An 11,795-nucleotide genomic window follows, 5' to 3' on the forward strand; every position below is an offset into this window, starting at 1 on the left:
AGGCGGTCATGGCAAAAGAGTGATGCAAGTGTACTAGGGTGCGGTGGCCCCGGCAGGCGCGGTGGCAGTCCTGCGCGCGACATGGGCGCGTTCGTCGATCACCGCGGTGATCAGTGCACCGGCGAAGAACACCACGCTGGCGTAGTAGACCCAGACCAGCATGATCACCAGTGCGCCCATCGAGCCGTAGGCGCTGCCGGGCGCGGTATTGGCCAGGTACAGGCCGATCGCGTAGCGGCCAAAGGTGAACAGCGCCGCGGTGATCGCGCCGCCGAGAAAGGCCTGGCGCCAGTCGACCGGGCGGTCGGGCAGGTAGTGGTAGAGGAAGGCAAAACCCAGTGCGTACAGCAGCAGCGTCGTGGTGTAGCCCACCGCCGGCAGCAAGGAGGGCAGTTGGGCGAAGACCACCTGCAGCGCGGTGGTGGCGACCATCGAGACGATCAGCAGAAAGCCCAGCGCCAGCACTACGCCGGCGGAGAACACGCGTTTCTTCAGCCAGCCGGCAAAGCCGTCAAAGCGGGTCGAATCGGTACGGAAAATCAGGTTCAGTGCCGCCTGCAGCTGCGCGAACACGACGGTGGCGCCGATCAACAGCAAAGCCAGGCTCCAGATCCCGGCCAGCGAGCCCAGATCGGGCTGGGCGCGGGCATTGGCGATCACGGTCTGCGCCACCGCGGCAACGCTGGGCCCGGCCAGCGACACGATCTGATCGATCAGCGCCTGCTGCGCGGGCGGATACAGCGAGGCGGTCAGCCACAACAGCAGTATCAGCAGCGGGGCCAGTGACAGCAGGGTGTAGAACGCCAGCGAGGCGGCCTGGGTCATCACATCGGTGTCGATGAAGCGGCGTACCAGTGCGGCCGGCAGGCTCTGCTGCAGGCGTTCCAGGCGGGATTTGAAGGTGTGCAAAGCGGGGCGGCTCGCTGGCATCGGTGGTCTCGGCTGAAGGCAGGGCGTTGTTCTAGCAAAAGCGGGCGTGGGCCGGGATGAAACGCCGGTGCCGGGCGTGGCGTCGGGAACTGCGTGGCGTTGCCGCCGTAGGGGCGGGAAGGCAGGGTTCCGGAGCGTGCTTCATGTTCCATACCGAGGGCTCCGGAGCGCTGTGCTGGCGGGTCTGCGGCAGTTGCGCAAACGACAAGGCCCGCGTTGGCGGGCCTTGTCGGGACAGCGCGGGCGGGCCGGTTCAGCCGGCAAAGGCCTGCTTGACCAGCTTGGACACCAGGCCCATATCGGCCTGGCCGGCCAGCTTGGGCTTGAGCACGCCCATCAGCTTGCCCATGTCGGCGGCGCTGCTGGCGCCGGTTTCGGCGATGGCGGCGGTGATGGCGGCCTGGATCTCGGCCTCGCCCATCTTCGCCGGCACGTAGCGCTCGATCACCCCGATCTCGTCGCGCTCGATGGCGGCCAGGTCTTCACGGTTGGCGGCTTCGAACTGGGTCACCGAGTCCTTGCGCTGCTTGACCATCTTGTCGAGCACGGCGATCACCGCGGCGTCGTCCAGCTCGATGCGCTCGTCCACTTCCCGCTGCTTGATGGCCGCGTTGATCAGGCGGATCACGCCCAGGGAGTGCTTGTCGCCGGCCTTCATGGCGGCTTTCATGTCATCGGTCAGCTGTTGCTTCAGGCTCATGGATCACCTCGTTGCGGGATCGGGAATACGGTGAGGCGCTGGGAATAGTCAAGCGCCGCGAACGCGAAAAGCCGGCCACGCTTGCGCGTGCCGGCTTTTACTCCAGGACGGAAGGCCAGAGCCCCCCGTTCAGGAGTCACGTACGATCAGTACAGCCGCTGACGCTTGGTAACGTCACGCGAGGAACGACGCAGCTGGCGCTTCACGGCAGCAGCAGCCTTGCGCTTGCGTTCCTGGGTCGGCTTTTCATAGAACTCGCGCTTGCGGGTTTCGGCCAGCACACCGGCCTTTTCGCAAGTGCGCTTGAAGCGGCGGAGAGCAAACTCGAAGGGCTCGTTCTCGCGGACTTTAACGCTGGGCATGGAATCTCCGGGACACAATGAAACCGGGTCACGCCCGGCGAGCCGCGCATTATATCGGCTTTGGCGAGCCATGCAAGAGGGCAGGGCCAAGCAGGTCATCCGCCTACGCGCGGCCAGTGGCGGCGAGCCCGCCGCTGCAAGGCTGCGGGCGGATCTTGATGCATCGCCAAGACCTCCGCGCAGGTCCACAATAGTGGCATGAAAGTTCTCGGTATTGAATCATCCTGCGATGAGACCGGCGTGGCGGTGTACGACACCGGCCTGTCCGGTGCGGCGGCGCTGCGCGCCCATGCGGTCTACAGCCAGATCGCGCTGCACGCTGAATACGGTGGAGTGGTGCCGGAGCTGGCCAGCCGCGACCACGTCCGCAAGACCCTGCCGCTGATCCGGCAGACCCTGGACGAGGCCGGCATCGCCATGTCCGAGATCGACGGGGTGGCCTACACGGCTGGGCCCGGTCTGGTCGGCGCGCTGCTGGTGGGTGCAGGGGTGGCACGCGCGCTGGCCTGGGGGCTGGACGTGCCGGCCATCGGCGTACACCACATGGAAGGGCACCTGCTGGCGCCGCTGATGGAGGATGATCCGCCGGAGCCGCCGTTCGTGGCGCTGCTGGTGTCCGGTGGCCATACCCAGCTGATCGCGGTCGACGCGATCGGCAGGTACCGCCTGCTCGGCGAAACCCTGGACGATGCCGCCGGTGAGGCCTTCGACAAGACCGCCAAATTGATGGGTCTGCCGTATCCGGGCGGGCCGCAGCTGGCCAGGCTGGCCGAGACCGGTACGCCCGGGCGTTACAAGTTCGCCCGTCCGATGACCGACCGCCCGGGGCTGGATTTCAGTTTTTCCGGTCTCAAGACCCAGGTGTTGCTGGCCTGGCGCGACAGTGACCAGAGTGAGCAGACCCGCGCCGACATCGCCCGCGGCTTCGAGGACGCGGTGGTCGACACGCTGGCGATCAAGTGCGGCCGCGCGCTGGATGAGGCCGGCTGCGACGTGCTGGTGGTGGCTGGCGGGGTCGGCGCCAACAAGCGCCTGCGCGCCAAGCTGCAGGACGCGGCCCAGCGGCGCGGTGGCCGGGTCTGTTTCCCGAGGCCGGAGCTGTGCACCGACAACGGCGCGATGATCGCCTTCGCCGGCGCACTGCGCCTGCAGGCCGGGCAGCACAGCCCGGCCGAGGTCAAGGTCACCCCGCGTTGGGACATGGCCACGTTGCCGCCGCTGCACGCCGGCACCTGAGCAGCGCTGCGGCACAGATGGCCGCCTTCCCGGTGAAAGCGGCCAATGGGCACGAAAACCCGCGAATTTGGCCAAGTGCCGGCAGCATCCACGGCAGGCTCAGCAAGGGGCCGTTACCATGGCCGCTCATTCACTGCGACGGATGCAATGGACAAGGTATTCATCGAAGGGCTGGAAATCGACGCCCTGATCGGCATCTACGACTGGGAGCGGCGTATCCGCCAGACGCTGGTGTTCGATCTGGAAATGGGCTTTGACAACCGCAAGCCTGCCGCCAGCGACGACATCGTCGACACGCTCAACTACAAGGCGGTGAGCAAGCGCCTGATGGAGTTCGTGCGCGCCTCCGATTTCGGCCTGGTGGAAACACTGGCCGAGCGTTGCGCGCAGATCGTGCTGGACGAGTTCAACGTGCACTGGCTGCGGTTGAAGCTGAGCAAGCCCGGTGCGGTGCGTGGCGCTCGCGCGGTCGGCGTGATCATCGAGCGCACGCGCGCGGCAGACTGAAATCCCGCCTGACTTTGCCACGTCCGGCGGTGGGCCGGGCGCGGCAGCGGCACGCCCTCCTTCTGGTCGCCACCTGCGACGGCCCGGCCCATCCGCGGCGGGGGCTGGAGGTGCGTTGCTGCAATCCCAACAAGAGGAACAACACGCGATGGCGGTAATCGGAATCCGTTGGCTGGACCAGTTGGAAAACCTGCTGGCGCCGTATCCCATGGCCTATCCGGCGGTGGTGCTGGTGGCCCTGCTGCTGCTGGCCTGGCTGGCCAACTTTCTCACCAAGCACATCCTGCTGCGTGGTCTGCGCAAGGTGATCGAGCGCTTCTCCGGCCCGCAGCACAGCGCCCATCACTCGCTGCGGGTGGTCGCCCGCCTGGCCAATATCGTGCCTTCGGTGGTGATTGCCGTCGGCCTGGCGATCGTGCCGGAACTGCCGCCGGGACTGGTCAAGGGCCTGCAGGCCCTGGCGCACTCGTGGACCGTGCTGACCATCGCGTTGGCGGTGTCGCATGCCCTGGATGCGTTCAACGCGTTCTACGAGCGCCGCGCCGATGCGCGCAACAAGCCGATCAAGGGCTTTCTGCAGGTGGCCAAGATCGTGGTGTTCGTGTTGGCCGGGCTGTCGATCGTGGCCACACTGGCGGGAGTGAAGCTGCTGCACGTGATCACCGGCCTGGGCGCGGCCACGGCGGTGTTCATGCTGATCTTCCAGGACACCATCCTGTCGCTGGTGGCCAGCGTGCAGATCAGCGGCGATGGCCGGGTACGGATCGGCGACTGGATCGAGATGCCCAGCCAGAACGCTGATGGCGACGTGATCGACATCGCCCTGCACACCGTCACCGTGCAGAACTTCGACAAGACCGTCACCACTATCCCGACCAAGAAGCTGGTCACCGAGTCGTTCAAGAACTGGCGCGGCATGCAGGAGGCGGGCGGGCGCCGGATCAAGCGTTCGCTGTATCTGGACCAGCACAGCGTGCGGTTTCTCGATGCGCCGGGGCTGGAGCGGCTGGGCCAGTTCCACCTGCTTGACGACTACCTGGCCAGCAAGCAGCAGGAGCTGGGACAGTGGAACGCGCAACTGGCCGCGCAGCACCCGGAGCCGGTCAACGCGCGCCGCTTGACCAACCTGGGCACGTTCCGCGCGTATATCGAGCGCTATCTGCGCAGCCATCCGGACATCAGGCAGGACATGACGCTGCTGGTCCGCCAGCTGGCGCCCACCCCGCAGGGCCTGCCGCTGGAGATCTACTGCTTTGCGCCCACCGAGTGGGCAACCTACGAACGTACCCAGTCCGATGTGTTCGACCACCTGCTGGCGATCCTGCCGGAGTTCGGTCTGCGGGTGTTCCAGGAGTCCAGCGACGCGATGTTGATGAGTGTGCGTGAGCAGCGCATGGCGCCGCGGGACTGAACATGGCCGGTGTCGCCAGGCCGGCCGGTGGCCTGCAGGTCCGCGCTGGCCCGGCGCTTAACATGCGCGGCGCTAGAATCCGCGCTTTGCAGCTGTCTTGCCCAAAGGACTTCCGGTGGCCTCGGACCGTATCGAATCGCTGATCGCGCGCATGACCGTGGAGGAAAAGGTCGGGCAGCTGGGGGTGTTCGCCGACATGGTCCGTCCGTTCGCGCCGGACGTGAACCCGGAGGCGAACGTGCGCAATGCCGAGCAGGTGCTCGAGCAGGTGCGCGCCGGCCGGGTCGGCTCGCTGTTCAACGGTGTCGGCGCTGAAGCCGGGCGCCGCATCCAGCAGGTCGCGGTGGAGCAGAGCCGGCTCGGCATTCCGGTGATCCTGGCCGCCGACGTGATCCACGGCATGCGCACGGTGTTTCCGATCCCGCTGGGCGAAGCGGCCAGCTTCGAACCGGAGCTGGCCCGGCGTACCGCCCGCGCCACGGCGGTCGAAGCCACAGCGGCAGGTATCCACTGGACCTATGCGCCGGCAGTGGATATCGCCCGCGACCAGCGCTGGGGCCGCGGCGCCGAAGGCGCGGGCGAGGATGTGGTGCTGGGCTGCGCCTTCGCCGCGGCGCGGGTGCGCGGCTTCCAGGGCGATGACCTGCGGGCGGATGACGCACTGCTGGCCACGCCCAAGCATTTTGCCGCCTACGGCGCGGTGGCGGGCGGCATGGAATACGCGCAGGTGGATATCTCGCCGCAGACCCTGCGTGATGTGCACCTGCCGCCGTTCAAGGCGGCGTTCGACGCCGGCGCGCTGGCGGTCATGAGTGCGTTCAACGACATCAACGGCGTGCCGGCCAGCGCCAACCACGCGTTGCTGACGGGTATTTTGCGGCAGGAGTGGGGGTTTCCCGGAGTGGTGGTGTCCGATTACACCGCCGACATGGAACTGGTCGCGCACGGCTACGCCGCCGATGAGCGCGATGCCACCGCCAAGGCGTTTCTGGCCGGGCTCGACCTGAGCATGCAGAGCGGCTTCTATGCCGAACACCTGCCGGCGCTGGTCGAAAGCGGGCAGGTGCCGATGGCGCTGCTGGATGAATCGGTGCGGCGGATGCTGCAGCTGAAAGAAGCCATTGGCCTGTTCGATGATCCGTACCGCTCGCTGGACCCGCTGCGCGAAGCCGATGGTTCCCCTGTCGCCGCCCACGACGCGCTGTCGCGCGAGGCGGCGCGGCGTTCGATCGTGCTGCTGAAAAATGACGGCGGCCTGCTGCCGCTGCACGCGCGCGGGCAGAAGATCGCGCTGATCGGCCCGTTCGGTCCGGACCGCGACAACATCGAAGGCTGCTGGACGCTGTTCGGCGACAAGACGCGCTATGTGCCGTTGGACAGCGGGCTGCGGGCGCAGCTCGAAGACCCTGCGTCGCTGGAAGTCGTGGCCGGTTGTGCGCTGGAGGCCCCGTTGCCCGGCGGCATCGAGCAGGCGGTGGCCGCGGCCCTGCGCGCCGATGTGGTGGTACTGGCGCTGGGCGAGCCGCAGCAGTACAGCGGCGAGGCGCAGTCGCGGGTGGAGATCACCCTGCCGCCGGCGCAGCAGGCACTGGCCGAGGCGGTGGCGATGACCGGCAAGCCGCTGGTGGTGCTGCTGCGCAACGGCCGCGCACTGGCGCTGCAAGGCGCGGTCCGCGATGCGCAGGCGATCGCGGTGAGCTGGTATCTGGGGACGCAGACCGGGCATGCGGTGGCCGATGTGCTGTTTGGCCGCTACAACCCTTCGGCGCGTTTGCCGGTCAGTTTTCCGCAGGTCTCCGGACAGCAGCCGTTCTACTACAACCACCCCCGGACCGGTCGCCCGGAACTGCCGAGCATGTCCGAGTTCAAGGCGCGCTGGCGCGAAATTCCCAATGCACCGCTGTATGCCTTCGGCCATGGCCTCAGTTACACCACCTTCGCCTACGGTTCGCCGCAGTTGAGTGCGCCGCAGCTGGAGTGGAATGGCCAATTGCGGATCACCACCCGGGTCACCAATACCGGCAGCGTGGCCGGCGAGGAAGTGGTGCAGCTGTATGTGCATGACCGCGTCGCCAGCCGCGTGCGCCCGGTGCGCGAGTTGAAGGCGTTCACCAAGATCGCGCTGGCGCCGGGCCAGTCGCAGTCGGTGACGTTCCACCTGGACCGCCAGCAACTGGCGTTCACCGGTGTGGATGGCCAGTTCCGTGCCGAACCGGGATTGTTCGATGTGTGGGTCTGCGCCTCGTCAGTCAGTGGCGAGGCGGTGACGTTCGAGCTGCTGGCGCCGCCCTGAGGCGGCAATCCACGCCGTGACGCCTGCGCCACCGGAGTGGCGGCGCATGCGCATGCGCAGGCGGCTCAGCCGGCCTTGGGCGTGAGTTTGAGCAGCCGGCCGCCCTGGCCATCCTTCTGGTCTTCCAGCAGCCAGATGGCGCCGTCCGGGCCCTGCTCCACTTCGCGGATCCGCTGGCCCATGTCGAAGCGTTCGGCTTCGCGGGCCTTCTCGCCATCAAAGGCCACCCGCACCAGCGACTTGGACGAGAGCCCGCCGATAAAGCCGCTGCCCTGCCACTGCGGGAACAGCGCACCGTTGTAGATGATGAAACCGGCCGGTGAGATCACCTGCCGCCAAGTCACTACCGGGGCAATGAATTCCGGGCGGGTGTCATGGTCGGGAATATCGCGACCGTCGTAGTGGTCGCCGTTGGAGACGATGGGATAGCCATAGTTGCCGCCGCGCCGGATCAGGTTCAGCTCATCACCGCCCCTGGGGCCCATCTCGTGTTCCCACAGTCTGCCGTTGGCATCGAATGCCAGGCCCAGCGCATTGCGATGGCCCAGTGACCATACCTGGTCGGCCGGCGCGCCCTGGGCCACGAACGGATTGTCCGCGGGAATGCCGCCATCGTCATTGAGGCGGATGATCTTGCCCAGATTGGCCTTCATGTCCTGGGCCGGATCGAACTTCTGCCGTTCGCTGGAACTGATCCACAACTTGCCATCCGGACCAAACGCCAGACGATGGCCGTAGTGGCCGCCGCCACTGACTTTCGGGGTCTGTCGCCAGATGACCTGCGCCTCGCGCAGTTGTCCGCCGCCGTCGGCATCGAGCACCAGTTTGGCGCGTGCCACCGCCGCGCCGCGGGTGTCGCCATCGCCTTCCTCGGCGTAGCTGTAGTAGACCAGCCCGTTGCCGGCGAACTGCGGATGCGCGACCACATCGCCGAAACCGCCCTGGCCGCCATAGGCCACGGCCGGTGTGCCGCTCACCACGCCGCGGTTGCCGCTGGCAGGGTCGAAATGGATCAGCTTGCCGCCCTTCTCGGTGATGAGCAGGCTGCCGTCAGGCAGGAACGTCATCGCCCACGGCTCGCGGAAGCGGGCGACGTCGGTGACGGCGAAAGGCCAGTGCGCGGCTTTCACCGCCGCGTCCGCAGCGGGATCGGGTGCGGCGGCGCAGGCGCTGGTGAACAGGATCGGGGCCAGAGCCAGGGTCATGGCCAGCAGCGTGGAACGGGGCATGGGGATCTCCAGTGGCGGGAAGCGATGTCCAGGGGCGTGTTGTACCGCATGTCGGGGGGCCGGGGGGGCGCCCCGCCTTGCTCAGCTTTCCGCAGCCGCTTGGGGATCCGCTGGCGTGTGCCTGGCGACGATGCCGGTGGCAGTGACGCCGCCGGTGGCGTTGCCGATGGTGCAGAACACATCGGGGATGGTGTCTACCGCCAGCAGCACGCCCAGCGGTTCCACCGGCAGCCCCAGGCTCTGGGTGATGGGCAGGTTGTTGGTCATGAAATTGGCCTGGCCGGGCAGGCCGGTGGAGCCCATGCTGATCGCCGCGGCCAGCAGCACCGCCACCGCGTACTGCGAGGCGTGCACGTCGATGCCATACAGCCAGGCGATGAAACTGGCCACGGCGATGTACTGCGCCGGGCTGGTGATGCGGAACAGCGACACCGCCATCGGCAGCACCAGCGAGGTGAGCCCGGCCGGATAGCCCAGCCGGTTGCGCGCGCTGTCGATCATGGCCGGCAGCGAGGCTAGTGACGACTGCGTGCTGCCGGCAATCACCTGCACCGGCACCAGCGCACGGGCAAAGCGGCCGAACGGCTCGCCGGCGGCGAAGCGGGCCACCACGTACAGCAGCAGGGTGATCAGGATGTAGATCACGCACATCAGCACGATGTAGTAGCCCAGCACGCCGAGGATGCTCATGCCCACTTCGGCGCAGACCACGAACACCAGCGCGAACACGCCGACCGGTGCCGCCCACAGCACCCAGCGCACGATGGTGATCATGGTGTCGGCGATGATGCGGATGATGTCCAGGATGCGGTCGCGGCGCTCCGGTTCCTGGCGGCTCAATGCAAAGCCGAAGAACATCGCAAAGGCCACCAGCGGCAGCATCGCGCTGGAGGCGGCCGCCGCCAGCGCGTTGCTGGGGATCAAGGAGCTGATCCACTGCGCGGCGCTGGGCGGGGTTGCCGCAGTGGTGGGCGAACGCAGCGCGTCGCGGAAGGCCTGGATGTTGTCGGCATCGCGCGGCAGCAGATCCAGCAACGCCGGGGTGATGACCGCGGAGAACGCGGCCGAGCCCACCAGCAGGACCAGGAACACGATGATCGCGTTGCGCGCGGTACGGCCGGAGGCGGCGGCATTGCTGGCGGTGTTGACGCCGACGATCACCAGTGCGGTGACCAGCGGCACCACGGTCATCTGCAGGGCGTTGAGCCACAGCCGGCCGATCGGGCGCAGCACATCGGCAATCCGCAGTGCCAGTGCCGGGTCATAGGCGGTCAGCGACAGACCCACGACTGCGGCGATCAGCAGCGCGATCAGCACCTTGACCGGGGCCGAGAGGGTGAAGCGGCGTGCGGGCGTGCTCAATGTGCGGTCTCCACCCGCGCCGGCAGGCCCCAGCCGGGTTGCAGGCGCTGATACTCCGCTGCGGGCAACAGCACAAACAGCGGGGTGGCGTCAGGCGTGAGCCAGGCCAGAAGATCGCTCATCTGCCGGGGTGCCATCGCGGTGCAGCCGGCGGTGGCTTCGCCCGGGGTGCGCCACAGGTGCGCGAAGATACAGCTGCCCTGTCCGGCCACGTTGCCCGGGTTGTGCTCGATGACGAAACCTTCGCGGTAGCGCACATCGCCGTTGTTGTGCAGGTCCAGGCGCATCGCCTCGGTGGAGCCTTTCACCGCCCCGGTGCCGACCTTGGCGGCATCGACGATGCGGTTGTACAGCGGCGAAGCCGGCACATCCATGCAGTAACTGGTGGCCAGCATCGGCTGGTAGGGCAGTGCGGTGCCGAGATGACTTGCATAACCGAACGCCGGGCCGATGGCGAAGATGCCGGCCGGGCTGCGGCCGTCGCCCTCGCGCTTCTGCGGGCCGCCGTTCTGTGGCGGATGCAGGCCGATACCCCAGGCGCTGCCGCTGCGGCCCAGGGCCACCTCGAAACCGGTGCCGTGCGCCTGCCAGCCGTTTTCCGTGCGCTCGAACGCCTGCAACTGGCCGGAGGATGCTTCCCATGAGGGGGCGGTGACCACGATCAGCTGGCGGGCCTTGTCCAGCGGCGTGGCACTGGCGTTCGATGCAAGCCCCACGCAGGCCAGCGCGGACACCAGCCACCGGGTGGTGGAACGGAACAGAAAAGACATGGCGGCGGCTCCGGTCATCAGTTGTCGATCAGTTGCTGGATGCGTTCCTGGTTCAATGCCAGCTGCCGTTGGCGGTCCGGATTGGACTGGCACAGCAGCACGAACACGAAATCCAGCAGGTACTGCAGCGAGCAACGGTACAGCAGCTGCGCGATCTGCGGCTGCGGGTCGTGCGCGCATATCGCCAGCGCCGCATCGGCATGCGCGCGCAGCGGGTTGGCGGTATGGCGGGTGATCGACACCACCTTGCCACCGACCTCCTGGAACTGCCGCGATAGTTGCCACAGCTGCGGCAGTTTGCCGAACTCGGAAAACACCAGCATCACATCGCCCGCGCGCGCGGCCGACAGATTGGCGGTCATCAAAATCGGATCGGCGTGCTGCACGGTGAGGATGCCCAGCAGCGACAGCCGCATCGCGAACTCGCGCGCGTACAGGCCGTCGTCGCCCAGCCCATAGATGAAGACCTTCGGTGCGGTATCGATCAGCGCGATCACCGCTTCCACATCGGCCTGCGGATTGGCCGCCATGGTTTCCTCTTCGGCGCCGGCCTTGGCACGGCGCAGGGTCTCGGCCGCCAGCAGATAGCCGCCGGCCTGCTCCTCCGGCGGCCAGCGCGTGCTCTCGCCGTTGCCGGCCGCCGCCACCGCGGCACCGACCGAATACTTCAGGTCCGGGTAGCCCTTGAAGCCCAGCTTCTGGCTGAACTTGACCACGCTGGACTGGCTGATATCCAGCGCATTGGCCAGCTGCTGCGAGGAGTAGTCGCGCAGCAGGTGGGCGTTGTCGAGGATGAAATCGGCGATGCGACGTTCGATCGCCGACATGTGTTCGCGTTCTGCGCGGATTTTCAGCAGCGGGGCCATGAGCGATCGGCGGTTGGGCTGGGGGCGACTCTACGGGATTGCGGCCGGCCGTGGCGCCTCATGGCGATGAGGGGGACGCCGCCGCGGGCAGACCGTGGTCCGCAGACGGCAGCGGCAACCGGAGAGAGA

General features: G+C 67.4%; 11 protein-coding genes. 4 read left to right on the forward strand and 7 right to left on the reverse strand.

Going from position 1 to position 11,795, the window contains the following annotated elements:
- Positions 1–33: 33 nt before the first annotated feature.
- From ACVOMH_RS11580 to rpsU, 3 genes are all read right to left on the reverse strand, one after another.
- Entirely contained in the window at positions 34–930 is an 897-nt protein-coding gene (locus ACVOMH_RS11580) for a YihY/virulence factor BrkB family protein (RefSeq protein ID WP_481523086.1), read from the reverse strand.
- Between the two features lie 253 nt (positions 931–1,183).
- Entirely contained in the window at positions 1,184–1,630 is a 447-nt protein-coding gene (locus tag ACVOMH_RS11585) for a GatB/YqeY domain-containing protein (RefSeq protein ID WP_481523087.1), read from the reverse strand.
- Positions 1,631–1,776: 146 nt separating this feature from the next.
- A complete protein-coding gene (gene rpsU / locus ACVOMH_RS11590; RefSeq protein WP_002808376.1) occupies positions 1,777–1,992 on the reverse strand; it encodes a 30S ribosomal protein S21 in 216 nt (71 codons plus the stop codon).
- A gap of 198 nt (positions 1,993–2,190) precedes the next feature.
- Here rpsU and tsaD point away from each other — a divergent pair, with 198 nt between their 5' ends.
- The 4 genes from tsaD (at position 2,191) to ACVOMH_RS11610 (ending at position 7,439) form a co-directional block, all read left to right on the forward strand.
- Entirely contained in the window at positions 2,191–3,228 is a 1,038-nt protein-coding gene (gene tsaD, locus ACVOMH_RS11595; protein WP_481552054.1) for a tRNA (adenosine(37)-N6)-threonylcarbamoyltransferase complex transferase subunit TsaD, read from the forward strand.
- Between the two features lie 147 nt (positions 3,229–3,375).
- The gene (gene folB / locus ACVOMH_RS11600; protein ID WP_054660366.1) at positions 3,376–3,735 is read left to right on the forward strand and encodes a dihydroneopterin aldolase; all 360 of its coding nucleotides are present in this window, start codon (positions 3,376–3,378) and stop codon (positions 3,733–3,735) included.
- Positions 3,736–3,883: 148 nt separating this feature from the next.
- Positions 3,884–5,146 (forward strand): mechanosensitive ion channel family protein, encoded by a 1,263-nt coding sequence (locus ACVOMH_RS11605; protein WP_481552055.1) that lies wholly within the window; start codon positions 3,884–3,886, stop codon positions 5,144–5,146.
- Positions 5,147–5,261: 115 nt separating this feature from the next.
- Positions 5,262–7,439 (forward strand): glycoside hydrolase family 3 N-terminal domain-containing protein, encoded by a 2,178-nt coding sequence (locus ACVOMH_RS11610; protein ID WP_481552171.1) that lies wholly within the window; start codon positions 5,262–5,264, stop codon positions 7,437–7,439.
- A gap of 65 nt (positions 7,440–7,504) precedes the next feature.
- On the opposite strand, the gene ACVOMH_RS11615 is transcribed toward ACVOMH_RS11610, so the two are convergent.
- The 4 genes from ACVOMH_RS11615 to ACVOMH_RS11630 form a co-directional block, all read right to left on the reverse strand.
- Positions 7,505–8,668, reverse strand: coding sequence for a PQQ-dependent sugar dehydrogenase (locus ACVOMH_RS11615; protein WP_481552056.1), 1,164 nt, complete (start codon positions 8,666–8,668; stop codon positions 7,505–7,507).
- Positions 8,669–8,749: 81 nt separating this feature from the next.
- A complete protein-coding gene (locus ACVOMH_RS11620; RefSeq protein WP_481552057.1) occupies positions 8,750–10,030 on the reverse strand; it encodes a dicarboxylate/amino acid:cation symporter in 1,281 nt (426 codons plus the stop codon).
- Entirely contained in the window at positions 10,027–10,800 is a 774-nt protein-coding gene (locus ACVOMH_RS11625; RefSeq protein ID WP_481552058.1) for a L,D-transpeptidase family protein, read from the reverse strand. The genes ACVOMH_RS11620 and ACVOMH_RS11625 overlap by 4 nt, the downstream gene beginning before the upstream one ends.
- Before the next feature lie 17 nt (positions 10,801–10,817).
- A complete protein-coding gene (locus ACVOMH_RS11630) occupies positions 10,818–11,666 on the reverse strand; it encodes a MurR/RpiR family transcriptional regulator (RefSeq protein WP_057506610.1) in 849 nt (282 codons plus the stop codon).
- Positions 11,667–11,795: the final 129 nt, after the last annotated feature.

The sequence above is a fragment of the Stenotrophomonas sp. STEN013 genome (assembly GCF_056760355.1).

Coding starts and splice junctions, on each gene's coding strand:
- rpsU (WP_002808376.1), bottom strand. CDS start 1,992: ATGCCCAGCGTTAAAGTCCGCGAGAACGAGCCCTTCGAGTTTGCTCTC.
- ACVOMH_RS11585 (WP_481523087.1), bottom strand. CDS start 1,630: ATGAGCCTGAAGCAACAGCTGACCGATGACATGAAAGCCGCCATGAAG.
- ACVOMH_RS11605 (WP_481552055.1), top strand. CDS start 3,884: ATGGCGGTAATCGGAATCCGTTGGCTGGACCAGTTGGAAAACCTGCTG.
- ACVOMH_RS11625 (WP_481552058.1), bottom strand. CDS start 10,800: ATGTCTTTTCTGTTCCGTTCCACCACCCGGTGGCTGGTGTCCGCGCTG.
- ACVOMH_RS11630 (WP_057506610.1), bottom strand. CDS start 11,666: ATGGCCCCGCTGCTGAAAATCCGCGCAGAACGCGAACACATGTCGGCG.
- tsaD (WP_481552054.1), top strand. CDS start 2,191: ATGAAAGTTCTCGGTATTGAATCATCCTGCGATGAGACCGGCGTGGCG.
- ACVOMH_RS11580 (WP_481523086.1), bottom strand. CDS start 930: ATGCCAGCGAGCCGCCCCGCTTTGCACACCTTCAAATCCCGCCTGGAA.
- ACVOMH_RS11615 (WP_481552056.1), bottom strand. CDS start 8,668: ATGCCCCGTTCCACGCTGCTGGCCATGACCCTGGCTCTGGCCCCGATC.
- folB (WP_054660366.1), top strand. CDS start 3,376: ATGGACAAGGTATTCATCGAAGGGCTGGAAATCGACGCCCTGATCGGC.